Annotated in this window: 21 protein-coding genes; 15 read left to right on the forward strand and 6 right to left on the reverse strand. The window is 68.3% G+C overall.

All coding sequences use genetic code 11. From position 1 onward, the window contains the following. Positions 1–24: 24 nt before the first annotated feature. Genes ASC79_RS08805 through ASC79_RS08815 form a run of 3 tightly spaced genes read left to right on the forward strand, consistent with a single transcriptional unit; the run spans position 25 to position 3,696 of the window. Positions 25–3,099: a YdbH domain-containing protein gene (locus ASC79_RS08805; RefSeq protein WP_156378406.1), complete on the forward strand. Its 3,075-nt coding sequence runs from the start codon at positions 25–27 to the stop codon at positions 3,097–3,099. Positions 3,100–3,135: 36 nt separating this feature from the next. After that, entirely contained in the window at positions 3,136–3,318 is a 183-nt protein-coding gene (locus tag ASC79_RS08810) for a YnbE family lipoprotein (protein WP_056023442.1), read from the forward strand. A 12-nt stretch (positions 3,319–3,330) separates the two neighbouring features. Next, complete coding sequence (locus ASC79_RS08815) at positions 3,331–3,696, forward strand: YdbL family protein (protein ID WP_082531989.1); 366 nt, start codon at positions 3,331–3,333, stop codon at positions 3,694–3,696. Between the two features lie 255 nt (positions 3,697–3,951). Here the strand turns inward: ASC79_RS08815 and ASC79_RS08820 are convergent, their stop codons facing one another. Continuing rightward, positions 3,952–4,158 (reverse strand): hypothetical protein, encoded by a 207-nt coding sequence (locus tag ASC79_RS08820; protein ID WP_056023440.1) that lies wholly within the window; start codon positions 4,156–4,158, stop codon positions 3,952–3,954. A gap of 197 nt (positions 4,159–4,355) precedes the next feature. Here ASC79_RS08820 and ASC79_RS08825 point away from each other — a divergent pair, with 197 nt between their 5' ends. After that, positions 4,356–5,795: a short-chain fatty acyl-CoA regulator family protein gene (locus ASC79_RS08825; RefSeq protein ID WP_056023438.1), complete on the forward strand. Its 1,440-nt coding sequence runs from the start codon at positions 4,356–4,358 to the stop codon at positions 5,793–5,795. 47 nt (positions 5,796–5,842) lie between these two features. Next, complete coding sequence (locus ASC79_RS08830) at positions 5,843–7,096, forward strand: TetR/AcrR family transcriptional regulator (RefSeq protein ID WP_235528776.1); 1,254 nt, start codon at positions 5,843–5,845, stop codon at positions 7,094–7,096. Here the strand turns inward: ASC79_RS08830 and ASC79_RS08835 are convergent. After that, positions 7,093–8,793 carry a GAF domain-containing hybrid sensor histidine kinase/response regulator gene (locus ASC79_RS08835; RefSeq protein ID WP_056023437.1) on the reverse strand — a complete coding sequence of 567 codons (1,701 nt, stop codon included), beginning with the start codon at positions 8,791–8,793 and terminating at the stop codon, positions 7,093–7,095. The two genes, ASC79_RS08830 and ASC79_RS08835, sit on opposite strands and share 4 nt — an antisense overlap. A gap of 188 nt (positions 8,794–8,981) precedes the next feature. Beyond that, positions 8,982–9,917 carry an isopenicillin N synthase family oxygenase gene (locus ASC79_RS08840; protein ID WP_056023434.1) on the reverse strand — a complete coding sequence of 312 codons (936 nt, stop codon included), beginning with the start codon at positions 9,915–9,917 and terminating at the stop codon, positions 8,982–8,984. An 84-nt stretch (positions 9,918–10,001) separates the two neighbouring features. Between ASC79_RS08840 and ASC79_RS08845 the strand changes: the two genes are divergently transcribed. The 5 genes from ASC79_RS08845 (at position 10,002) to msrA (ending at position 14,806) form a co-directional block, all read left to right on the forward strand. Beyond that, positions 10,002–10,676 carry an OmpA family protein gene (locus ASC79_RS08845; RefSeq protein WP_056023431.1) on the forward strand — a complete coding sequence of 225 codons (675 nt, stop codon included), beginning with the start codon at positions 10,002–10,004 and terminating at the stop codon, positions 10,674–10,676. A gap of 198 nt (positions 10,677–10,874) precedes the next feature. Continuing rightward, positions 10,875–12,701: a monovalent cation:proton antiporter-2 (CPA2) family protein gene (locus ASC79_RS08850; protein WP_235528775.1), complete on the forward strand. Its 1,827-nt coding sequence runs from the start codon at positions 10,875–10,877 to the stop codon at positions 12,699–12,701. 72 nt (positions 12,702–12,773) lie between these two features. After that, complete coding sequence (locus ASC79_RS08855; protein ID WP_056023425.1) at positions 12,774–13,493, forward strand: CoA transferase subunit A; 720 nt, start codon at positions 12,774–12,776, stop codon at positions 13,491–13,493. A gap of 1 nt (position 13,494) precedes the next feature. After that, positions 13,495–14,136: a 3-oxoacid CoA-transferase subunit B gene (locus ASC79_RS08860; RefSeq protein ID WP_056023422.1), complete on the forward strand. Its 642-nt coding sequence runs from the start codon at positions 13,495–13,497 to the stop codon at positions 14,134–14,136. Between the two features lie 82 nt (positions 14,137–14,218). Beyond that, a complete protein-coding gene (msrA, locus tag ASC79_RS08865; protein WP_056023420.1) occupies positions 14,219–14,806 on the forward strand; it encodes a peptide-methionine (S)-S-oxide reductase MsrA in 588 nt (195 codons plus the stop codon). Here msrA and ASC79_RS08870 read toward each other — a convergent pair. Then, a complete protein-coding gene (locus ASC79_RS08870; protein WP_082531991.1) occupies positions 14,775–16,277 on the reverse strand; it encodes a glycosyltransferase family 39 protein in 1,503 nt (500 codons plus the stop codon). The two genes, msrA and ASC79_RS08870, sit on opposite strands and share 32 nt — an antisense overlap. Before the next feature lie 326 nt (positions 16,278–16,603). Here ASC79_RS08870 and ASC79_RS08875 point away from each other — a divergent pair, with 326 nt between their 5' ends. From ASC79_RS08875 to ASC79_RS08895, 5 genes are all read left to right on the forward strand, one after another. Next, a complete protein-coding gene (locus ASC79_RS08875; RefSeq protein ID WP_162244268.1) occupies positions 16,604–19,858 on the forward strand; it encodes a TonB-dependent receptor in 3,255 nt (1,084 codons plus the stop codon). Between the two features lie 126 nt (positions 19,859–19,984). After that, positions 19,985–20,995, forward strand: coding sequence for an agmatine deiminase family protein (locus ASC79_RS08880; RefSeq protein WP_082531993.1), 1,011 nt, complete (start codon positions 19,985–19,987; stop codon positions 20,993–20,995). Then, complete coding sequence (gene aguB, locus ASC79_RS08885; protein WP_056023408.1) at positions 20,995–21,870, forward strand: N-carbamoylputrescine amidase; 876 nt, start codon at positions 20,995–20,997, stop codon at positions 21,868–21,870. The genes ASC79_RS08880 and aguB overlap by 1 nt, the downstream gene beginning before the upstream one ends. 34 nt (positions 21,871–21,904) lie before the next feature. Then, positions 21,905–22,432 (forward strand): GNAT family N-acetyltransferase, encoded by a 528-nt coding sequence (locus tag ASC79_RS08890; protein ID WP_056023406.1) that lies wholly within the window; start codon positions 21,905–21,907, stop codon positions 22,430–22,432. Beyond that, positions 22,429–22,953, forward strand: coding sequence for a GNAT family N-acetyltransferase (locus ASC79_RS08895; protein ID WP_056023403.1), 525 nt, complete (start codon positions 22,429–22,431; stop codon positions 22,951–22,953). The genes ASC79_RS08890 and ASC79_RS08895 overlap by 4 nt, the downstream gene beginning before the upstream one ends. On the opposite strand, the gene ASC79_RS08900 is transcribed toward ASC79_RS08895, so the two are convergent. Together ASC79_RS08900 and ASC79_RS08905 are read right to left on the reverse strand one after the other, a co-directional pair. Beyond that, positions 22,950–23,747: a phosphatase PAP2 family protein gene (locus ASC79_RS08900; RefSeq protein WP_056023400.1), complete on the reverse strand. Its 798-nt coding sequence runs from the start codon at positions 23,745–23,747 to the stop codon at positions 22,950–22,952. The genes ASC79_RS08895 and ASC79_RS08900 overlap by 4 nt on opposite strands. A gap of 55 nt (positions 23,748–23,802) precedes the next feature. Next, complete coding sequence (locus ASC79_RS08905) at positions 23,803–24,681, reverse strand: MaoC/PaaZ C-terminal domain-containing protein (protein WP_056023397.1); 879 nt, start codon at positions 24,679–24,681, stop codon at positions 23,803–23,805. Positions 24,682–24,859: the final 178 nt, after the last annotated feature.

The raw sequence follows: 24,859 nt of genomic DNA on the forward strand, positions 1-24,859 counted from the left end.
GTTGGAGAGCAGCAGGCGTCGCGTTTGACCGAGTCCGAAACTAACCCGCCGTCACGGGCGGCCCGGCGCCGATGGCGCCGGGTCCATACGGCCGTGGCCGCCGGTGTGATCGTCGCCGTCGTGGTCGGCGGCGCGGTCTATCTGACGCGGCGCGCGATCGCCCGCGAGCTGCTGGTCGGCTGGCTGGAGTCGCGCGGCGTTCCGGCCGACGTGGAATTCCGCGAATTCGAGTTTGGCGGCTTCACCGCGCGGGTTCGCGCAGGGTCTGAGAAAGACCCCGACGTCTCGGTCGAGCGGGTCGAGGTCCGCTATGGCCTAACCGGCTTCTGGTCCGGCGAGCCGCTCGGGGTGCGGGTCGCCTCGGTCAAGCTTTACCGGCCGGTGGTCAAGGGCGCGTTCCGTGGCGGCAAGCTGAAGCTCGGCACGCTCGACCCGCTGATCGAGGAGTTCACCAGCCGTCCGCCGCAGCCGCAAGGCCCGCAGCCCCGGGTCGAGATTCACCGCGGCGTGCTGCGGCTCGACACCGACTACGGGCTGCTTAAGGCGCGCGCCGACGCGCGCCTGGCCGACGGCCGGCTGATGGCCATGGACGCGCGGCTGGAGCCGGTCGCGCTGAAAGGCCAGGGCGTGGACGCCAGGCTCGGCGAGGTCAGCCTGAAGGTGGCGACCACCCGCGGGCGGGTCGATGTCCTGCTGCTGGCGCCGGTGGAGGCGCTGGAGACCGCCGACCTCAAGGCGCAGGGCGGACGGCTGCGACTGTCGCTGCAGGCGCCGTATCCCGACATGGCCCGCAAGCGCGGCGAAGGCCAGGTGATGGCGCGGCTGGAGCTCACTGGCGCGCGCGCGGCCCTGGGCGCCGATCATCTGGAAGATCTCAGGCTGGCCGCGAACTTCGACGGCGCGACCAAGGGTTGGATCGAGACCCTGGTCCTGGACGGCGACGGCGATGTGGATTTCACCGCGCGCCGGGGCAAGGTCGGCGGCTTCGACGTGCAGGGTCTGAAGGGCGAGGCCTCGCTGGGCGATCTGCGCTGGACGCGGCCGGCCGGCGATGTGGTGTCTGGCGAGGTCAGCACCCGCTTCACCGCCGAGCGCGCGGTTGGCGGCGATCTCCGCCTGACCGACGCTCGCGGCGACTTCGGCGGGCTGGTCGCCTTCGATCGCAATCGCATGGACGTGGCGCTGCGCGGGGCGCTCGCCTCGCAGGGCGGGTGGTCCGGGCTCGGGGCGGTCGCGGCCGGCGATCCGGCGGAGACCGCCGCCCTCAAGCGCGCCCTGGCCGACTTCCAGTTCATCGCCAGCTCGGTGGCGCTCAACGCGTCCCGCGACGGGGTGAGCGTGGGGCTGGGCGTGCCGGCGAGCGTCCGCACCGCCAGCGGCGGCGAGCTCAAGCTCTACCGGGCGTCCGGCGGGCCGCTCTATTCGAACGGCGTCGGCGGCTTTGACGTGCTGGTGCGCGGCGGCGGTCTGCCCGAAGCGACCCTGGCCGTCGACCGCTATCGCCTCACCAGGGACGGGGTGGTCGCCACCGCGGCGCTCAAGGCCAAGGGCGGCTTTGCGCCGGTCAGCGCGGCCAGCATCGACGCCGCGGGCGAGGTGCGGATCGCCGGCGGCGCGATCGATTTCGTGGCGGCGCGCTGCGTCCTGCTGAGCGCCGGTCACGTCGAACTCGGCGACAGCGACCTGGAGACGGTCGGCGGCGAACTGTGCCCGACGCGCGGCGCGCCGATGCTCAGCCTGAAGGGGCAGACCTGGCGGCTTCGCGGTCAGGCCAAGGACATCGCTGCTGACCTGCCGTTCCTGGAAGCGCGGGTTTCGCAGGCCTTCGGCGTCGTCGACCTTTCCGGGGCCGGGGCGGCGCTGGGCGGCCAGGTGGCGGTGAGCACTGCGCGCCTCGACGACACGGCGGCCGAGATGCGTTTCCGCCCGTTGCGGGCCAGCGGCCGCGCCACGGCGCGGGGAGGCGGCTGGCTGGCCGACTTCGCGGTCGCCGACATGGCGGGCCGACGCCTCGCGGCCGGGGATCTTCGTCACGCCGCGGACGGGCGCGGCCTGCTGGCCTTCGACACCGGCATGCTGACCTTCGAGGACGGCGGCCTGCAGCCGATCGGGATCTCGCCGATGGCGGCGATCGTCGCCTCGCCCGCCAATGGCCGGGCCCGCTTCGACGGTGAGATCGCCTGGGGGCCCGGAACCTCGACCAGCCATGGAACCCTGACCGTCGAGCGGATGGACTTCATCAGTCCCATGGGCCCGGTGAGCGGCCTGGCCGGCCGCGCCGAGTTCGACAGCCTGATCCCGCTGACCGCCGCGCCGGGCCAGGTGCTCAGGGCCGAGGTGGTCAACACCCTGGTCCCGCTGACCGACGTCGATGTCGCGTTCGGACTCGAGGCGGACGCGGTCACGGTGGGCGGCGCGCGGCTGGCCATGGGCGGCGGCGCGTTGTCGTTCGAGCCGTTCCGCGTGCCCTTCAAACCGGGCGAGCCCTGGAGCGGCGTGCTCAACATCGAAGGCGTGCAGGTCAAGGAACTGGTCGAGGCCTCGCCGTTTGGCGACCGCGTCGACTTGGAAGCCCGGTTGACGGGCCGTGTTCCGTTCGAGGTCCGGCCCGAAGGCGTACGGGTCTCGGCCGGGCGGCTGCGGGCCATCGAGCCGGGCCGCCTGTCGATCCTGCGCGAGGCGCTGGTGCCGGTGGCGAGCGAGGGCGGCGCGGTGGTCGGCGCCGCCGTCGAGGGCGCTCCCGCCGTGCCGCTGGCCGCGCCGGTCGAGGCCGGTGAGGTCAACGCCTTCAGCGAATTCGCCTACCAGGCCATGGAATATCTGGCCTTCGACACGCTCGACGCCGAGGTCAACAGCCTCGATAACGGCCGTCTCGGCGTGCTCATGCACCTGAAGGGCGAGCACACGCCGCCGCAGAAGCAGGAGATCCGACTGACCCTCATGGATCTGATCCGACGCGACTTCCTCAACCGGTCCCTGCCGCTGCCGTCCGGCACCAAGGTCGACCTCACGCTGGATACGTCGCTCAATCTCGATCAGATCCTGAAGGACTTCGCCGACTACCAGGCCCTGCGCGGTTCACAAGCCGTTCAGCCGTGAGGGTCCAACTTGGCCGTGAAATCTGGAGACGACCGAATGATCAAAACCCTGCCCGTCGTGGCGGTCCTGGCCGGGGCGGCGTTGTCGAGCGCATGTACGCCCACCGTCCGGGTGGAAGTCGCGCCGATCAGCATCTACGCCAAGCTGGACGCCGACGTCCGGCTGCGCCTCGATGACGACGTCAAGGCGCTGATCAAACAAAACCCGAACCTGTTCTAAAGGGGATTGAGCATGACCTTTCGCAATCTGATGGCGCCTGTCGCCGCCGTGGTCGCCACCCTCACGCTCGCCGGCGCGGCCCATGCCGATCCGGCCGCCGCCAAGGCCGCGGTGGACGCCGCCAAGGCGCAGGGCGTTGTGGGCGAGCAGGCCGACGGCTTCCTGGGCTTCGTGAACGCCGGCGCCGCCAGCGCCGATGTCCGCGCCGCCGTGGCCGAGATCAACGCCGGCCGCCGCCAGCTCTACGCCCAGGCGGCCACCCAGAACGGCGTCAGCCCGGCTGCGGCCGGCGCCTCGGCGTTCCGCAGCGTGGTGCAGGGCAAGCTGCGTCCCGGCGACTTCTACCAGGACGCCGGCGGCGCCTGGGTCAAGAAGTAGGCCCCGGTCCACAAAGCAAAAGGGCGTCCCTCGGGACGCCCTTTTCGTTTGGGTTGCGGTCGGTGATCGGGGCGGGGTCGCGACCGAATTTTAGCTTCCCCGCCCGTCACCCTATCCGCCCTCCTTGCGGAGGCCCCGGATGCCGTGTCCGCGGCGGCTGCGCGCCGCGGTAAGAACTCAAAAAAGTGAGCCCGCCCCACCCCGAAGAACGGGACGGGCTCAAGGAGAGACAACTGGGCGCATAGCCCCGTGACGTCAGGCCGGCAGTACGAGTTGTTCCGACGCGATGGCGAAGCGCATGGTGGCCTGGCTGCGGGTCTCTTCGGACACCTTGGCCCAAGCCTGCTTGGCTTCATCGCGGCTCTCGTACGGCCCCAGCACCTGGGGCGGGCCGTTCTTCAGTTTGGTGAAGGCGAGGCAGCTGTACTCCCCGCCGACAACCCAGAACCGTTCCTTGGTCATGGTCTCTTGCTCCCCCGGCTGACGCCGGAACTGAGTCTTTGTGAACTTGAACCGATTTCGCCGGCTCGTGATTTACAAGCCGTCGATCGAACCTAGCCCTTGGGTGGTTGGCGGCGAAGGGGCCGCGTCATGCAACAAGGCGCACTTGTCACAGCGCGACCTTGTAAACGATGTAAATCTGTGACAACCCGACAGGCATGGCCCCGTCAACGACCGACCGGAAACTCTTCCTGGGCGCGCGCCTCAAGCGCCTGCGCCGGGAGCTGGGCCTTACCCAGACGCGCATGGCCGAGGATCTTGGGGTTTCGCCCAGCTATCTGAACCTGCTCGAGCGCAATCAGCGGCCGGTCACCGCCCAGGTGCTGCTTCGCCTGGCCGAGGCCTACGATCTGGACCTGAAGAGCCTGGCGACCGATCCGGAGGACGGCGGCGCCACGGGCCTGTCAGAGGTCTTCTCCGACCAGATGTTCCGCGACCTGGGCGTCGCCCGCCACGAGATCGCCGAGGTGGCCGAGAGCGCGCCTGGGGTCTCCGAGGCCATCGTCCGCCTCTACCGCGCCTATCTCGACCAGCGCCGCCTGACCGACCTGGGCGCCATCGGCCGTCCCGAGGAAGGCGCGGCCACGGGCCTGGCGGTGCTGCCCTCCGACTGGGTGCGAGACTTCTTCCAGGCCCAGAAGAACTACTTCGCCGAGCTTGAGGAAGCGGCCGACGCGCTGACCGCCGACCTCGCCTGCGAGCCGCTCGACTTCGCGGTCGCCGCGCGCGAGCGCCTGTCCAGGCGTCACGGCATCGCGGTTCGGGTCGTGCCGTTGGAGGTGCTGCCGGAATCGGTCCGCCGCTACGACCATCACCGCAAGCGCTTGTTCCTGTCGGAAGCGCTGACCGCCGAGGGGCGCTCCTTCGCCCAGGCGTACCAGCTGGCGATCCTGGAATACGGCCCGCTGCTCGACGCGATCGCCGAACGCTCCGGGCCGCCCGATCGATCGACCCGCGGCCTGCTGAAGGTGTCGCTGACCAACTACCTGGCCGCGGCCGTGATCATGCCCTACGCCGCCTTTCACGAGGCGGCCGAGCGCACAGCCTACGACATCGAGCTGATCCGCGCCCGCTTCGGCGTGTCGTTCGAGCAGGCGTGCCATCGGCTGACGACCCTGGCCCGGCCCGGCGCGCGCGGCGTGCCGTTCTTCATGCTGCGAGTGGATTCGGCCGGGAACATCTCCAAGCGCTTCGCCGGCGCGACCTTCCCGTTCTCGCGCTTCGGCGGCACCTGCCCGCGCTGGAACATCCACACCAGCTTCCGCACTCCGGGCCGCATCGCCACCCAGATCGTCGAGACCCCGGACGGCCAGCGCTATTTCACCCTGTCGCGCACCGTCAGCCGCTTCGCCACGCCCTACGCCGCCGACGACACCGAACTGGCCATCGGCATGGGCTGCGAGCTCAAGTTCGCAGAGCGTCTGGTCTATTCGCGCGGCATCGACCTGCGCGATCCGGTGGCCACCGCCATCGGCCCGGCCTGCCGGATCTGCGAGCGGCCGGCCTGCCCGCAGCGGGCGGCCGAGCCGATCAACCGCACACTGATGGTCGACGATTTCACGAAGTCGATTTCGCCCTATCCGTTCGCGTCAGGCTGACGCCTTGCACGCCCAAGGGCTTGCGATAGAGAAGGGGCCAGGAGCGCATGTCGATGCGCATCGGGGCTCAGATGGCTGAACGAAAAGGCGTGCGCGCGACGGACCGCTTTCGAAAGAAGCGCGACGCCATTCTCGACGCCTCGACCATCATCCTGAACCAGCGCGGCGTGAAGGGCCTGACCCTGGCGGACGCGGCCTCCGCGGTGGGCCTCTCGACCACCAGCGTCACCTACTACTTCAAGCGCAAGGATGACCTGGCCGCCGCCTGCATGATGCGCGGCATCGGATGGCTGCAGGAGGCGGCCGAAGCCGCCGTCGCCGAGCCGACCCCGACCGAGCGGCTGCATCGCTTGCTGGAGCTGTACTTCGAGCGGGTGCGGATGATGGCCATCGGCGAGGGGCCGCCCATGCCCAGCCTGGCCGACGTGCGCGCGCTGAAAGAACCGCGCCGCCGCGAGGTCATCGAAGCCTTCGCCCGGGTGTTCCGCAAGGTTCGGACCCTGTTCGACGCGCCGGAGCTGGCGTGGCTGAACCGCGGACGCCGTACGGCGCGGACGCACATGCTGCTGGCGCAGCTGTTCTGGTCCGTGGCCTGGCTGCGGAAGTACGATCCTGAGGACTATCACCGCGTCCGCGAGCGGGTGTTCGACATCCTGGTCGGCGGCTTCGCGCCGGAGGGCGCGATCTGGAGCCCGGCGCCGGCGCCGCTGGCCGAACTGGCCGCTGACGAAGGCCCGGAGATGGGTCGCGAGACCTTCCTGCTGGCGGCGACGCGGCTGATCAATTCGCGCGGCTATCGCGGAGCGTCGGTCAACAAGATCTCCGAGGCGCTCAACGTCACCAAGGGCTCGTTCTACCACCACAATGACGCCAAGGACGACCTGGTGGTCGCCTGCTTCGACCGCTCGTTCGAGGTCATGCGAAGGGTGCAGAGGCTGGCCATGGCGCTGGACGGCGACCAGTGGCTGCGGATCTCCAGCGCCGCGGCGGCGCTGGCCGAGTACCAGCTGTCGCAGTACGGCCCGCTGCTGCGGGTCTCGGCCCTGTCGGCCCTGCCCGAGGAGATCCGCATCGAGCAGGTCGCCCACTCGGACCGGGTGTCCGACCGCTTCGCCTCGATGATCTCCGACGGCATCGTCGAGGGCTCGATCCGGCCCGTCGACGCCGCCATCGCCGCCCAGATGCTGAACGCCACTCTGAACGCCGGGTCGGAGCTGACGTTCTGGCTGCCGGACGTCACCCAGAAGGCGGCTCCGGCCGTCTTTGCGCGCCCGCTGCTGATGGGGATCTTCTCGCGCTAGGCGCGCAGCGCGACGACTTCTTGAGACGGGGCCGCGGCCTTCTCGCTCCAGACCTGTTCGACCACGTGCAGCAGCCGCTCGGCGGTGATCGGCTTGGTGATGTGGCCGTCCGCACCGGCCCGCGCCGAGGCCTCGGCGTGTTCGGGCATGGCGTTTGCGGTCAGGGTGTAGATCGGCGTGCGCCGGCCCTGGCGCGCCTCGTGGCGACGGATCGCCGAGATCGCGGTCAGGCCGTCCATCACCGGCATCTGCATGTCCATCAGGATCAGGTCGAAGCGCCCGCGGGCGGCCTCGTCCACCGCCTCGGCGCCGTTCTCGACCGAGATCAGGTCGACGCCGGCCGCGCCCAGGATCAGTTCGACGACCCGCCGGTTGGTCGGGTGGTCCTCGGCCAGCAGCACGCGCATGGCGTCCAGCGCGGCCTCTTCGCTCACGGCGTCCTCGTGTTCTCCCCACATCTCCACCGCCCCGTGGCGGCGCGGCAGCTCCAGGGCCAGCACGAAGGTCGCGCCCTTGCCGGCGATGGCGCTGGCGCTCAGCTCCCCGTTCATGGCCTCGGCCAGCGAGCGGGAGATGGCGAGGCCCAGGCCGGTGCCGCCGTACTCCCGCGTGATCGAGCCGTCGGCCTGCTGGAAGCGGCCGAACAGGCGCTGGCGCGTGGCCTCGTCGAAGCCGATGCCGGTGTCGGAGACCGTGAACGCCAGGTGCGTGGTGGTCTCGTCGCGGCGCGCCGACACGGTCAGCTTGACCTCGCCCTCGGCGGTGAACTTCACGGCGTTGCCGAGCAGGTTGGTCAGGATCTGGCGGATACGCGGACCGTCGCCCTCGAAGGCGCCCTGCGCATAGGGTTCGATCTCCACCTTCAGCGTCAGGCCCTTGGCCTGGGCGCTGGCTTCGAACAGCGCCGCGCAGGCGCCCACCGAGGTGGCCATGTCGAAGGGCTCGGGACGGATATCGATCCGGCCGGCCTCGATCCGGGCCAGGTCCAGGATGTCGGTCAGCAACGCCTCCAGGGTCTGGGCGGAGGTCTCGATCAGCTCGACCATGTCGGCCTGATGCTGGCTGAGCTCGGTCTTGGCCAGGGCGCCGGCGATGCCCATCACCCCGTTCAGCGGAGTGCGGATCTCGTGGCTCATATTGGCCAGAAATTCGCTCTTGGCCTTGTTGGCCGCCTCGGCCTCGCCGGCGAACTTCACCAGGTCGCGCTGGGCGTGATGGCGCGAGCACTCGTTCGAGGCGATGGCGGCCAGATCGATAAGATAGTCGGCCAGCTCGGCCTCGTAGGGCCGCTGCTCGCGGCTGGCCACGCAGACGACGCCGATCGGTTGCCCGTCCGCCAGCCGGATCGGCGCGCCGGCGTAGAAGCGCACGCGCTCGGGGCCGATCACGTGCGGATGGGCGCAGAAGCGACGATCGGCCTGTGCGTCGGCCACCCACAGCGGCTGATCCTGGCTTACCACAACCTCGGAGAACGACTGATCCTGGCAGATCTGCTCGTCGGTCCAGTTTGGGCCGATGCTGGCGTGCCAGGTGCGCTCGGCCCCGACCATCACCACGTCGCCCAGATCTAGGCGCGCGAAGGCACGGGCCAAGCGGCCGATGCGCTCGAACGTCGGCTTGAGATCTTCGAGGTCGAGAGTCGCAATGGCGGTCAGGCGCGCGGCCTCGGCCTGCGCCGCTGATCCAGGCTTGGACATGTTTATCCCCCGCCGTCTTCTTGCGCCCGACGATGCGGGCACGGAGTTAAATTTCCGTCTTTATCCGAACGTCGTTCGACAACCCGTGGTCGATCAGTTGTGGAAAACTGTCAAGCTTGGGGATTTTTTCGCGAAGGCGACGTCAGGCATGACGAAAACCAACCCCAGCAAGGTGGGGCGGCTTCCGCCTATAGAAGCTTGATCTCGCGCAAACGTTCCTTGAGGAACTCGTCCGCAGTGATCGGCGCCAGGCCGCGGTCGGGATGCTCGGGGCTGACGCAACCAGGCAGGGTGCGGATCTCGTAGTCCGGATTGAAGTGCAGGAAGAACGGCGTCGAGTAGCGCGCGAAGCCGCGGCGCTCCGGGGCCGGATTGACCACGCGGTGGGTCGTCGATGGCAGCACGTGGTTGGTCAGCCGCTGCAGCATGTCGCCGATGTTGCAGACCACCGAGCCGGGCGGCGGGTTGATCGCCAGCCATTGGCCGTCACGGTCGAGAACCTCGAGGCCAGCCTCCTCGGCCCCCAGCAGCAGGGTGATGACGTTGATGTCCTCATGCGCGCCGGCGCGGATGTTCGGACCGTCCTTGGGCACCGGCGGATAGTGCAGCAGCCGCAGGATCGAGTTGCCGAAGTTCACGGTCGGATCGAAGAACTGGCGGTCCAGCTTGAGATAGCTCGCGATGGCTTCCAGCACCTGCCGGCCCATGCCGTCCAGCGCGTTGAACAGCCAGGCGATCTCGCTGTGGAACTCCGGAACCTCGGCCGGCCAGACATTGTCGGGCATTAGGGCGCTGAAGGGATGGCCGGGCGGCAGGTCGCGGCCCATGTGCCAGAATTCCTTCAGGTCGAAGTGCTTGGCGTCCTTGGCCGTCTCGATGCCGAAGGGGGTGTAGCCGCGCTGGCCGCCGGTCCCGACGACATAGGCGCGCTTGACCTCCTCGGGCAGGGCGAAGAAGGCCTTGGCCGCGGCGATGGCGCCTTCGATCCGGGCTTGCGGGAGGTCGTGGTCAGAGATCACGGCGAAGCCGTAGCGGGCGAACGAACCGCCCAGATCCTGGGAGAAGCCGGAGAAATCCTGGCCGAAGCGCTTGAACGAAACCGGCTTGATCGTCTCTGTCGTCACGTCTGAACCTTCGTCCCGACCGGCGGGAACCTTGACCGTAGCGATCGCGTTCGCACCTGAGTTCCACGATCCAGGAGATCGCTTATGCGCAAACTGACCACCTTCGGGGCCTGTATCCTCGGAGCGGGCGCCTTGGCCGCCTGCACCACCACCGACCCCTACACCGGACAGGTCGTTCGCAACAACACCGGCACGGGCGCGCTCGCCGGGGCGCTGGGCGGCGCGGCGCTGGGTTATCTGACCAACACCAACCGCAGCGAGCAGGGCCGCAAGAACGCGCTGATCGGCGCCGGCATCGGCGCCCTGGCTGGCGCTGGGGTCGGGAACTACATGGATCGTCAGCAGGCGGAGCTGCGCCGTGAACTGGCCGGCAGCGGCGTCGAGGTACAACGCCAGGGCGACAACATCGTCCTGCAGATGCCCAGCGACGTGACCTTCGGCTTCGACCGCTCGGACATTCAGCCGCAGTTCTACGGCGCGCTCGACGACGTCGCCCGCAGCCTCAACAACTATCCCCAGACCCTGGTCGACGTGGTCGGACACGCCGACTCCACCGGCCGGGCCGACTACAATCAGACGCTCTCGGAGCGCCGCGCCCTGTCGGTGGCCGACTACCTGACCGGCCGCGGCGGCGTGCTGCGCGACCGCCTCTATGTCGAGGGGCGCGGCTCCAGTCAGCCGATCGCCGACAACTCGACCGACGCCGGCCGGGCCAAGAACCGTCGGGTCGAAATCGTCCTTCGCCCCTACACCGGCTGACCGGCCGGGCCTGCCCCATCCGTGGGCAGGCCCGCCCACCGATCGCCGGACCAGGGCCCGCCGCACTCAGGTCGGGACATATACTCTCCGCCGCCGTTGCGCCGCGGCGCCTTTTGACACCACATACGCGCGAGAGCCGCCCCGCTCGGAGGGACGGCGCACAGTATTGGAGCGTCAATGGCGGCAGAGGCTGCGGGAATGAATCTGGGGCACGCCGTCGCCCTGCTCGCGGCCGGCGTCGTGGCCGTGCCCCTGTTCCGCAAACTGGGTCTTGGCTCGGTGCTGGGCTACCTGGCCGCCGGCCTAGTCATCGGCCCGTTCGGCCTCAAGCTGTTCGCTGATCCAGAGGCGATCCTGCACGTCGCCGAGTTGGGCGTGGTGCTGTTCCTGTTCCTGATCGGGCTGGAGATGCGGCCCAGCAAGCTCTGGAGCCTGAGGGGCGAGATCTTCGGGCTCGGCGCGGCCCAGGTGGTGCTCTGCTGCGCCTTGCTGTCCGGCGTGGCCATGCTCGGCGGTCTGCCGCCGGCGGCGGCCGTGATCGGGGCGAGCGGCTTCGTGTTGTCGTCCACCGCCGTGATCATGAAGATGCTGGACGAGCGCGGCGAGACCTCGACCGAGGCCGGGCAGCGCGCGGTGTCCATCCTGTTGCTCGAAGACCTGGCCGTGGTGCCGTTGCTGGCCCTGGTGGTGGTGCTGGGCTCGATGACCGGCGGCGCGGTCGACAGCGGCCGGCCGGTGTGGCTGGGCCTGCTGATCGGCCTGGGCTGCATCGCCGTGGTGATCGCCGCTGGGCGCTGGCTGCTCAACCCCTTCTTCCAGATCCTGGCCCGCACCGGCGCGCGCGAGATCATGACCGCCGCGGCGCTGCTGGTGGTGCTGGGCACAGCGCTGTTCATGCAGTGGGGCGGGCTCTCCATGGCCATGGGGGCCTTCCTGGCCGGGGTGCTGCTGTCGGAATCGACCTTCCGCTTCCAGCTCGAGGCCGATATCGAGCCCTTCCGCGGCATCCTGCTGGGCCTGTTCTTCCTCAGCGTCGGCATGTCGCTCGACCTCGCCGTGGTGGCCGCCGAATGGGGCCTGATCGTCCTGGGCGTGCTGGCCTTCATGGTCGTGAAGGCGGCCGGCATCTACGGCGTCGCGCGGCTGTTCAAGGCCGGCAATCGCGAGGCCATTCAACGGGCGGCCCTGTTCGCCCAGGGCGGCGAGTTCGCCTTCGTGCTCTACGCCGCCGCGGTCGCCGCGGGGGTGATGGACGGGCGCACCAGCGCGGCCATGACCGCGATCGTCATCTTCTCCATGGCGCTGACGCCGCTGGTGGTGATCCTGCTGAACCGCCTGCTGCCGCCGCCCACGGATTCGATGGACGGCGTCGAACTCGCTTCCAACCTGGAAGGCCGGGTGCTGATGATCGGCTTCGGGCGCTTCGCCCAGGTGGTCAGCCAGCCGCTATTGGCCCGCGGCATGGAAGTCTCGCTGATCGAGACGGACGTCGAGATGATCCGCGCCGCCGGCACCTTCGGCTTCAAAGTCTATTACGGCGACGGCACGCGCCTGGACGTGCTGCGAGCTTCCGGCGCCTCGAACGCCGAGGCCATCCTGGTCTGTGTCGACAAGCCCGAGGTCGCCGACAAGATCGTCGAGCTGGTCAAGGCGGAGTTCCCGCTGGCCAAGCTGTTCGTGCGCTCGTTCGACCGCGGCCACTCGCTGCGGCTGATCAAGGCCGGCGTCGACTACCAGATCCGCGAAACCTTCGAGTCGGCGCTGGCGTTCGGCAAGAACGTCCTCATCGAACTTGGCGTCGACGAGGTCGAGGCGGCCGAGATCTCCCGCGACGTCCGCCGGCGCGACACCGAGCGGCTGGAGCTGCAGGTGGCCGGCGGCATCGAAGAGGGCCGGTGGCTGATGCGCGGCAATATCGCGACCCCGACGCCGGAGCCGTTCTCGGTCCCGCGCAAGGGCGGCGAGGCCGGCAACCAGGGCGCCGCCGAAGCCATGAAGAAGTCGCCTAAGGAGCTGGCGGAGTAGTTCTTCGCCAGTTGATGAATTTTTTCGCCTGACCCGGTTCTCAACCGCCCGATTGCAGCTTAAAGGGGCCTCATGGCTGGAAAGACCCGCAACGACGCCGCAGACGCCCTGGCTGGGCTGCTCTTTGACGGCATGACCATCATGGCCGGAGGCTTCGGTCTCTGCGGCATCCCCGAGAACCTGATCGGCGCGATCAAGGAGTCCGGCGTCAAGAACCTGACGGTGGTGTCCAACAACTGCGGGATCGACGGCTTCGGCCTCGGGGTCCTGCTCGAGAGCGGCCAGATCAAGAAGATGATCTCGTCCTATGTCGGCGAGAACAAGCTGTTCGAGCAGCTGTACCTCTCGGGCGAACTGGAGCTTGAGTTCAATCCGCAGGGCACCCTGGCCGAGCGCATCCGCGCCGGCGGCGCCGGCATTCCGGCCTTCTTCACCAAGACCGGCGTCGGCACCCTGGTGGCCGAGGGCAAGGAAGTCCGCGACTTCGACGGCGAGACCTACGTGATGGAGCGCGGGCTTACCGCCGACCTCTCAATCGTCAAGGCGCACACCGGCGACGCCGAGGGCAACCTCGTCTACCGAAAGACCGCCCGGAACTTCAATCCGATGATGGCCACCGCCGGCAAGGTGACGGTCGCCGAGGTCGAGAACCTCGTGGCGATCGGCTCGATCGACAAGGACCACATCCACACCCCCGGCATCTTCGTCGACCGCATCGTCAAGGGCGCAGTCTACGAGAAGCGCATCGAACGCGTGACCACGCGTCCCCGCGAAGAAAAGGCGAGCGCGTAAGATGGCCTGGACCCGTGACGAGATGGCCGCCCGCGCCGCCAAGGAACTGCGCGACGGCTTCTATGTGAACCTGGGCATCGGCATCCCGACCCTGGTCGCCAACTACATCCCCGACGGCATGCAGGTGACGCTGCAGAGCGAGAACGGCATGCTCGGCATGGGTCCTTTCCCCTATGAGGGCGAAGAGGACGCCGACCTGATCAACGCCGGCAAGCAGACCATCACCGAACTGCCGAGCTCGTCCTACTTCTCCAGCGCCGATTCCTTCGCGATGATCCGCGGCGGCCACATCGCGCTGTCGATCCTGGGCGGCATGCAGGTGGCCCAGAACGGCGACCTGGCGAACTGGATGGTGCCCGGCAAGATGGTCAAGGGCATGGGCGGGGCCATGGACCTGGTGGCGGGCGTCAAGCGCGTCGTCGTGGTGATGGACCACTGCGAGAAGTCGGGCGCGCCCAAGCTGCTGAAGGAATGCAGCCTGCCGCTGACCGGCGCCGGGGTGGTCGATCTGCTGATCACCGAACTGGGCGTCTTCGAGATCAACCGCGGCAAGACTTCCGTGAAGCTGCTCGAGCTCGCCCCCGGCGTCACGCTGGATGAGGTGAAGGCCAAGACCGAGGCGGCGTTCGAGGTCGCGATCTAGCATCCGCCGCCGGCCGGCGTCCGTATCTCCACCAATATGCGACGGACTTGTTCCGCCGCCCGAAGGTGAGATCATGACGCTTATGAAGTCCCTCCGCACGGCCGCCGCGCTGGCGGCGCTAACCTGCCTGTCGCTGGCCCCGCCCGCTGGGGCCGCGGCACTCAAGACCGCCGTTTTCGCCGGCGGCTGCTTCTGGTCGGCCGAGAAGGCGATGGAAAGCCTGCCGGGCGTGACCGACGTCGTTTCGGGTTACGCGGGCGGCGCGTTGAAGAACCCCACTTACGAGAACCATCGTGGGCACCTGGAAGCCGTGAAGGTCACCTACGACCCCGCCAGGATCAGCTACGCCAAGCTGGTCGACGGGTTCTTCCACCACATCGACCCGACCGACGCCGGGGGGCAGATCTGCGACCGCGGGCCGTCCTACACGACGGCCGTGTTCGTCGCCGACAACGCTGAAACCGCCACCGCCCAGGCCGTGAAGGCGCAGGTCGCCAAGACGCTGGGCAAGCCGGTGGCGACGCGCATCCTAACCGGTGGTCAGTTCTGGCGCGCGGAGGCCTATCACCAGGACTACGCCAAGAAGAACCCGGCGAACTACAACGCCTACCGCATCGGCTGCGGACGGGACCGCGCGCTCAAGGCTGTCTGGGGACCGGCTTCCCGGTAACCGGATCGCGGGGCGCGGGGGCGAAGTCCTCGGCGATGAACAGCTCGGCCTTGCGCTTGCGCTTGCGGTCCAGCCAGGTGCTGACGATCTCCTCGTGCGAGGTCGCGCGGAAGTCGGCCTTCATCTCGTCGATGAACACCTGTTCCAGGCTGACCGCCAGCACGCGCTTGCCGTCGGCGGCCGTCAGCGGGGCCACGGTCTCGGCCTGGTTCTGGGGATGGGCCTCGCGCACCCACATCTTCAGCGGCGGCTCGCCGTCCTTGCCGAAGAAGTCGCGGCCGTAATAGGCGGCGGCGTTGAACAGGAAGCGGTCGTTGACGGCGATGGCGCTGAGAGAGCCGGGCGGTTCGCTCAGCGCGCGGTTGGCGATGGCCTCGGTGAGGTGCTCCCAGCCCTTGGCTCGCTTGAAGGCGTTCGAAAGGCCGACGGTGTCGGCGAAGGCGGGGTTGAGCACGCAGGCCATGAACACCGCCGCGACGAGCGCCTGCAGCCCCAGGGCGCCGATCAGCCACCACTTCGCGCGCCAGCGAATCAGCCAGGCGGCGACCAGGATCGCTCCCGGGGCGTAGCCGGCGCCCGACCAGTTGGCGTTGGCGCGGCTGATGAAGGATTGGCTGGTGACGATGGCGATCGCCGGCATCGCGAAGCAGAGGAGCAGCACATCGGCCGGCTGCAGTCTGCGGCGCGCGGCCAGCACGACCGCGCCGCCGATCAGGACAGCGAACGGGATGGGACCGAAGACGCCGAACTGCGAGGCCAGGAAGTCGCCAAGTTCGCTGAAGTTGAACAGTTGGCGTCCGCCCCACGCTGCATTGGCGGCGGTGTGCTGCACGGTCGAGAAGCCGTGGGCGGCGTTCCAGATCAGGTTCGGCGCCAGGATGACCAGGAAGGCCGCCAGCGCCAGCAGCGCCGACTTCAGGTTCCAGACGCCTCGCGCCGGCTTCGACAAGGCCAGATGCAGCGCCAGGCCGATCAGGCCATAGACCGCGGCGTACTTGGAGAGGAACGCCATGCCCATGGCGGCGCCGAAACCGCCGGCCAGCCATAGACGGCGGCGCGCGTCGCCCGCGGGCAGCTCGACATAGGCCAACAGCGCCAGGCTGAGGAACATGAGCAGCGGCGCGTCGGTTGCGGCGACCAGCGACGACAACTGCACGGCCGGCATCAGCAGATAGAGCGCGGCCGCCGCGAAGCCGGTCGACGAACCATAGAGGCGCCGTCCGATGCCATAGACGCAGAAGGTGGTCACGGCGTGCAGAAGCGGGGCCGAGAAGCGGACCCAGGGCTCGGCGTCGCCGCCGATCGAAGTCGTCGCCCAGATCAGCCAGGCCACCACTGGAGGCTTGGAGTAGTAGCCCCAATCCAGCGTCCGCGACCAAAGCCAGTACTGAGCCTCGTCGGGATAGAGCTCCAGCGGCGTGGCGAACAACGCGACCATCCGGACCGCCGTCAGCGCCAGGGTGATCATCATCACCGCCCGCCAGTGGCGGTCGAATCCGTGCGCGGATGGAGGACTGGTCGGCAAAGGTCGCCTCTTGGGATCTAGAAAGCGCGGAAATTTGCGCGGCGCAGCGTGTCTGTAAAGCGACAGGCGCCGCCTTATTGATCGACGGTCACGTCAAGTGATGCAGCCGTCACTAATCCGTCACCCACACTGACATTTTCCACGCTATAGCGACCGCCAGAGTGGGGGGCGTGGACCAGGGCGTCCATCCCTTCTCGGTGGATTAGGGGATCTCAATGCGAATGATGAATAGGCTCGCCGGTGGCGCGGCTCTGACGGCGCTTGTGTGCGCCATGTCCAGCGCGGTGTACGCGCAGGAAACTACGGGTTCGGTCCGTGGTCAGGTGGCGGATGAAAATGGCGCCGCTGTGGCGGGGGCCACGGTTACGGTGACACACGTGCCGACCGGCGCGACGTCGACCTCGGTGACCGGCGCGGACGGCTACTTCTCGGCGCGCGGCCTGCGCGTCGGCGGCCCGTACCGCATCGTCGCCACGGCGACCGATTTCGAACGCACCCAGGCGACCCTCCAGAACATCGGCGTCGGCGACCCCGCCAACGTCCAGCTGGACATGTTCCGCGCGGGCTCCGCCGCGGTCGAGGAACTGGTGGTGACCGGCGCGGTGGCCGCGCCGAGCCAGGGTGGTCCGTCCACGAACTTCTCGGCCGAAGCGATCGAATCGCTGCCGTCGATCAGCCGCGACATCAAGGACTTCGCCCGTCTCGACCCGTTCGCGACCATCGACGTCTCGAACCAGGACGCGCTGTCCTTCGCCGGCACCAACACCCGCTTCAATCAGCTGACCGTCAACGGCGTGCGCCAGAACGACGACTTCGGCCTGAACAACAACGGCTACCCGACCCAGCGCTCGCCCTTCCCGCTGGACGCGGTCGGCGCGGTCAACGTCTCGATCGCGCCCTACAGCCCGATCAACAACGGCTTCACCGGCGGCCAGATCAACGCCGTTCTGAAGTCCGGCGGCAACGACTTCTCCGGCTCGCTGTTCGGCGAGAAGAGCGGCCGTGACTTCCAGGGCGACACCGTCCGCGGCCAGCCCGCCGGCTCGGCGTTCGAGGAAAAGACCTGGGGCTTTACGCTCGGCGGCCCGGTGATCAAGGACAAGCTGTTCTTCTTCGTCGCCTACGAGAAGTTCGACGGCGAACTCGGCTTCGACGAAGGTCCGGTCGGTTCCGGCGCCTCGGTGATCATCCCGCGTATCACCACCCAGGCCGTGGACCAGTTCCAGGCCGACACCCAGCGCATCTACGGCTACGACCCGGGCAACTTCCTGTCGGGGGCCTTCCCGGTCGAGGACGAGAAGAAGCTCGTCAAGTTCGACTGGAACATCACCGACAACCATCGCGCCGAGTTCACCTGGCAGAGCACGCAGGGCAACTCGCTGAACGGTTCGGTCACCTCGACCTTCGCCCAGGGCAACAGCGTCACCCAGCCGCGGATCGGCCTGGAGACCAACGACTACAACAAGGTCGAAGAGCTGACGGTCTACACCGCCCAGCTGAACTCGCAGTGGACGGACAGCTTCTCCACCGAGCTGCGCTTCTCGCGCAAGGAGACTGACACCCAGCAGCTGCCGCTCGGCGGTCTGAGCGTCGGCCAGGTCGACGTCACCGTGAACGACATGCCGGGCGTGCAGGCCGGCGCGGGCAACGCCCAGTTCCGCTACGGCGCGGACATCAACCGTCACGACAACTACCTGAACGTGAAGGTCGATACCTTCGAAGCCATCGCCCGCTACAACTACGGCATCCATGACTTCATGGTCGGCCTGCGCACCGAGCAGGACGACGTCTTCAACGTCTTCGTCGCGAACTCGCTGGGCAGCTACACCTTCTCCAGCTACGCCAACTACCTGAACCGGGTCGCCTCGGGCTTCACCCTGACCGGCGGCGTCGATCCGAACGGCGGCACCGTTCCGGCGACCCTAGGCACCGCCCGCCTCGGCGCGGCCACCTTCGGTTACCGCCTGACCAGCGCCTACGCCGAAGACCGCATCCAGATCCTGCCGAACCTCGACGTTCTGGCCGGCGTCCGCCTCGACAGCTACTCGATGGACGACCAGCCGACCTACAACTCGGCGTTCGCTTCGCGGAACGGCTTCTCCAACCAGCAGAACCTCGACGGCAAGTACGTCGTCCTGCCGCGCGCCTCGTTCAACTGGCGTCCCACGGACCGCATGCGCGTCTCCGGCGGCTTCGGCGGCTTCTCGTCGACCGGCCTGAACGTGTGGGTGTCGAACGCCTTCTCGAACAACGGCGTCAACCAGACCAACGCCATCTGCACCGGCGCCAACCTGACCAATGTCGACATCACCAAGGCGCCGACCGGTTGTACGTTCACGCCGCGCGGCGGCAACACCAACGTCATCAGCCCGAGCTTCCAGATCCCGGTGACCTGGAAGGCCAATCTGTCCGTCGGCTACGAATTCGACCTCGGTCGTCTGGGCGACGGCTGGTGGGTGCAGGCTGACTACGTCCGTATGTCGAACCAGAACGCGCTCTACTGGACCGACCTGCGCGCCAAGCAGATCGGCACCGCGCCGGACGGCCGTCCGGTCTTCGGCCGCAACACCATCGGCGACACCACGGGCAACTCGTACGACCTGATGCTCGCCAACACCGACAAGGGCGGTTCCGAATCCTACGCGATCACCATCGCCAAAGATTGGAACGAAGGCTTCCTGGAAGGTCTCGGCGGCAAGTTCATCTACACCCACACCGAGTCGACCGACGCCAACCCGATGACCAGTTCGATCGCTCAGTCGAGCTACACGCGGTTCGCCTCGTCGGACGTCCAGAACCCGCCGGCCGCGATCTCCGACTATGAGATCCGCGACCGCTTCGCATTCGACGTCTCGTACGCCCGCAAGTTCTTCGGCGACAACCAGACCTCGATCCGCATGTTCGCCCAGAGCCGCACCGGCCTGCCGTTCAGCTACACCTTCGCCAACAGCGCCACGAGCGGCTTCGACAACGACTTCGGCAACTCGGTCTCGAGCTACTCGGGTCGCCAGGCTTCGTCGAACGCGCTGCTCTACGTGCCGGCGGCGGTGGGCGGCAATGTCACCGCGACCTCGGACCCGCGCGTCAACTACGCAGCCGGCTTCGATGTGGCGGCGTTCAACAGCTTCCTGCAGCAGTCGGGCCTGATCGGCTATGCGGGCAAGATTGTTCCGCGGAACTCGTTCACCAACCCGGACGTGACCACGGTCGACCTGCGCCTGAGCCAGGAACTGCCGGCCTTCTTCCCGAACGGCGCCAAGCTCGAGGTCTACATGGACATCGAGAACCTCGGGAACCTGCTCAACGACGAGTGGGGCGTGGTCGAGCAGTACGACTTCTACCGCGGCGTGCCGGTCGTGAACGTCCAGTGCGGCAATGGCGCTGCGGGCGCCTGCGCGGCTCCGGGCGCGACCTACACCTACACCGGGACCGGCGTCGGCGGCGCCTTCCAGCAGCCGGTGAAGCCGTTCCTGCGCAGCGAAAACTCGCTGTGGCAGATCAAGATCGGCGCGAAGTACAAGTTCTAAGGCCCTCGGGTTTAGGACCAGATCGGAAGGGGGCGGCTCGGCGACGGGCCGCCCTTTTTCTATGCGACGCTTGACGGGGGGGCCGCGTCCGCCCATCTGCGCGCGTTCATTGGATAAAGGCAGGCCATGACCGTTCTCGTTCCCGCCGAATGGGCTCCGCACCGCGCCATGTGGCTCGGCTTCCCCAGTCATGCCGAAGGCGTGTGGGAGGACGAGCTTGCCCAGGCCCAGGTCGAGGTGGCCGCCCTGGCCCGCGCCCTGGCCGGACCGGGCCGCGAGACGGTTCGCCTGATGACCGGAACCTCGGGCGGCGAGGCCATGGCCCGCCGCCTGCTCGGCGACGTCGCCGGGATCGAGATCGTGCCGGGCCGCTTCGGCGACATCTGGCTGCGCGACACTGGCCCGATCTTCGCCAAGGGTCCTGACGGCCCCAGCGCGCGCGGCTTCCGCTTCAACGGCTGGGGCGGCAAGTACGACATGGAGTTCGACGACGAGGTCGCCGCCCAGATCGCCGAGGCCTCGGGCGTCCCGCTGGTCGCCCACGACTTCATCCTGGAGGGCGGCGCCGTCGATCACGACGGGATCGGCACGATCCTGACGACCGGCCAGTGCGTGCTGAACCCCAACCGCAATCCGGGCTGGACGGAAGCGGCGGCCGAGGCGGCCTTCGCGGACGCCCTGGGCGCGCGCAAGGTTATCTGGCTGGGCGAGGGCCTGGCCAACGACCACACCGACGGACACGTCGACAACTTGGCCCGCTTCGTCGCGCCGGGCGTCGTGGTCTGCCCGGTGGCCTACGGGCGCGGCGACGTCAACGGCGCGGCCTATGACGACGCGGCCAAGCGCCTGGCGTCCTCGACCGACGCCGACGGCCGCCCGCTGCAGGTGGTCCGCATTCCGTCGCCGGGCTGGATCGAGGGGGCCGAAGGCAAGGCCTCGCCCGCCAGCCACATGAACTTCATCATCGCCAATGGCGCGGTGATCATGCCGACCTATGGCGAAGGCCAGGCCGCCGATCTGGCGCTGCAGGGCCTGCAAAGCGTCTTCCCCGACCACGCGGTGATCGGCTTGCCCTCGAGCGCGATCCTGTCGGGCGGGGGTTCCTTCCACTGCATCACCCAGCAGGAGCCCGCCTGATGGCCCGCACGATCAACGTCGCCGCGATCCAGACGTCCTACGGCTTGGACATGGCGGCCAATATCGAGAAGACCAAGGTCTTCATCCGTGAGGCGGCCGCCAAGGGCGCCCAGGTGATCCTGCCGTCCGAGCTGTTCCAGGGCCCGTACTTCTGCGTCACCCAGGAAGAGCACTGGTTCGCCGGCGCCTATCCGTGGCGCGAGCACCCGTGCGTGACCGAGCTGGCCCCCCTGGCGGCGGAGCTTGGCGTCGTCATTCCGGTCTCGATCTTCGAGCGCGAAGGCCCGCACTACTTCAACAGCCTGGTGATGATCGACGCCGACGGCTCGCTGATGGGCGTCTACCGCAAGAGCCACATCCCGGACGGCCCCGGCTATCAGGAGAAGTACTACTTCCGGCCCGGCGACACCGGCTTCAAGGTCTGGGACACCCGCTTTGGCAAGATCGGCGTCGGCATCTGCTGGGACCAATGGTACCCCGAGTGCGCCCGCGCCATGGCCCTGCTGGGCGCCGAGATCCTGCTCTATCCGACCGCGATCGGGTCGGAGCCGCACGATCCGACCCTGGACACCGCCCTGCCGTGGCGCCGCGCCATGCAGGGCCACGCGGTGTCCAACGTCATCCCGGTGGTCGGCGCCAACCGCATCGGCTTCGAGCCCTGGGACGGCTACCCGACCGGCGGCCAGGCCTTCTATGGTTCGTCCTTCATCGCCGACCACCGCGGCGACCTGGTTTCCGAGCTGGGGTCTGAGGAGGGCATCGTCCAGGCCAGCTTCGACCTCGATTTCCTGCAGACGCACCGCGCGGCCTGGGGCTTCTTCCGCGACCGCCGCACCGATCTCTACGGCGCGCTGGCCGGTCCGCGCCCCGTCTAGCTTCGTCGGGTCTGGATCATGTAACCTTGTTCGCATGATCCAGACCGAGCGCCTGATCCTTCGCGCCTACCGCGAGGATGACCGACCGGACTTCGCCGCGCTGAACGGCGATCCGCGGGTGGGCGAGTGGCTGGGCGGGACGCTCGACCGGGCTGGCAGCGATGCGCTGCTCGACCGGTTCAACGCCCACATCGCCGAGCATGGCTGGGGCGCCTGGGCGGTCGAACGCAAGTCCGACGGCCGGTTGATCGGCATGACGGGCCTGGCCCCGGTCAGTGAGGCCTTGCCCGTCGGTCCGGCCGTCGAAATCGAATGGCGCTTCATCGCGCGGGCCTGGGGAAAAGGGTACGCGACCGAGGCCGCCTCGGTAGCCCTGGCCTGGGGGCTCGCAAATCTCGACGTTCCGGAGATCCTGGCCTTCACCGCCGACACCAACCTGGCCTCGCAGGCCGTGATGCGGAAGATCGGCATGGTCGCCGACCCGTCCCGCGACTTCGACCATCCTCGGCTGGCGGCGGATCACCCGTTGAACCGCCACGTCGTCTATGTGGCCCGCAAATGATTGAAACCGAACGCCTCATCCTGCGCCGCTGGCGCGACAGCGACCGGCCGGCCTTCGCCGCCATCTGCGCCGATCCAGAGGTCATGCAGTGGCTGGGCGGCGTGCTCACCCGCGAGCAAGCCGACGAACGCATCGACCGGGTGGAGGCGACTTTCGAGCGGGTTGGCTTTGGCCGCTTCCTGATCGAGCGGAAGTCCGACGCGACGTTCCTGGGCTGGTGCGGCGTGATGCCCTGCCATGAGAGCGTCACGCCCATCGCCGGCCAGCCGGAGATGGGCTGGCGGCTGATCCGCGCCGCCTGGGGCGAGGGCTTCGCCACCGAGGCCGCGCGTGCGGCCCTAGACGACGCCTTCCAGCGGCTCAGCATGTCCGAGGTGCTCGCCTATACCGGCCCCGCCAACCTGCGCTCTCAGGCCGTCATGAAGCGGCTGGGCATGACGCGCGAGCCGCAGCGCGACTTCGAGCACCCGAACATCACCGAGGGCGACCGCCGCTCGGTGGTCTACGTCGCCTATCCCTAGGCGGCGCAGCCGCTCGGCGCGGCCTTGGCGCGGGCGATCTCAGTGCGCGCCTTCTTCATGTCGGCCTGGAACTGCGGATCGCCGTGCAGCCGCGCGACCATGGCGCTGGCCAATGTCCGTCCGGCCTCGATGTCGCTGGCGTAGTGCACGCCGCAGATGATCCGGCTCTCGCCGATCTGCTTGCCGACCGCCAGCATGTCGTCGGCCTTCGCAGGGGCCAATTCGGCCAGGATCAGCGCCCAGGCCCAGCCGGTCATCGAGTGACCCGAGGGATAGGACGCGTTGGTCTTCATCCAGTCCTCGCGCGGGAGGCAGATCGGCTTGTCGTCGCCGATCATCGGGCGCGGGCGGTTGTAGTGGTCCTTGGCCGGCTTGCCGACCGTGCGCACGTCCAGCTCGACCCGGTGCATGATCTTCAGGGCCGTGGGCGTCTGCTTCTCGTCGATCGCGACGCCCAGCTTGCAGGCGTACTGCTTCAGCGCTCCGCCGCCCCACAGGTCGTTCTCGACCACGGCTTGCTTCCAGCGCGGCGATCCGGCCAGGGCGCGGGTTTCTTCGTAGCGGGCGCGGTCGGCCTGGCCGGTCAGGCTGCCGGGCGTCGGCGGCGGGCCGAGCAGGGCTGCGCCGTCCAGGTCGCCATGGGCGAGATAGCCGGTCAGGTCGGTGGGGAGCGGGTTGAGCGGCGCGGCCAGGCTTTCATCGACGGGCGGCGCATCGGGGGCGGAGGTGGCGGCGCAGGCGGCGAGGCCTGCGGCCATCACCGCGCCGGCGACAATACTGAAGCTACGGATCATGGAGCCTCTCTAGAACGGCTCCCAAGCCTTGGGAACCGTTCCGGAGGCGGGCTAACTACCGCAGGACGGTCAGGCCGTTCTTGATGACCGTGGCGTTGCGAGCCTTCACGCGGGCTTCGAACGAGATGTTCTTGCCGTCTTTCCACAGGTCGACGGTGATGGTGTCGCCTGGGAACACCGGGGCCGAGAAGCGGGCCTGGTGCGAGTAGATCTGGTCCGGATCGAAGTCGGTGATCGCTTGCAGCACTGCGCGGCAGGTGATGCCGTAGGTGCACAGGCCGTGCAGGATCGGCCGATCGAAGCCGGCGCGCTTGGCGATGTCCGGATCGGAGTGCAGCGGGTTGCGGTCGCCGTTCAGCCGATAGAGCAGCGCCTGGTCTTCGCGGGTCTCGAAGTCGACCGACAGGTCCGGGGCGCGGGTCGGGACCACGTGCGGCTCGGGAGCGCCGTCCGACGGGCCGCCGAAGCCGCCGTCGCCACGGGCGAAGGTGGAGCCGGTCAGGGTGGCGACCTTTTCGCCCTTATCATCGGTCCAGATGGTCTCATTGATGATGACCGCGCCCTTGCCCTCGCCCTTGTCGAAGGCGCCGGCCGTGCGGCTCTGAGCGGTGTAGGTGCCGCCGGCGGTGAGCGGCTTGTGCAGTTCGACCTTCTGCTCGCCGTGCACGACCATCAGGAAGTTGATCTGGCTCTGGCGATGGTCGGCCGGCATTTCCGGGGCCGGGCCGGTCGCCTTGGCGCCCGCGGCCAGAACGGTCGCGGCGGTCGGGATGACCTTGAGATTCTTTTCGTAGACGAAGGCCAGCTCCGTCTCGTTCATGGGATCGCGGCCCATGCCCACGCCCAGGGCGTAGAGCATCACGTCCTTGTCCCCGTAGGTGAAAGTACGGGCGGGGGTCTTCTGGTTCAGAATGTCGGGATAAAAGATCGGCAAAATATATCCTCCGGTATGTGGCCTTGGCGGCCTTCTCGAATGAGGCGAATTGAAGCGGTTCGCTCCCGCGGAGGCAAGCGGGCTGCGTGCAGGTTTGCGGGCGCCAGTACGATCGGGTAGAAGCGCGGACTTCGCCCGAGACGGCGCGCCGAACCAAAAGAACCGCCCGCTCGCGCTA

It is taken from the genome of Phenylobacterium sp. Root1290, from assembly GCF_001425305.1.
Lineage (GTDB): Bacteria > Pseudomonadota > Alphaproteobacteria > Caulobacterales > Caulobacteraceae > Phenylobacterium.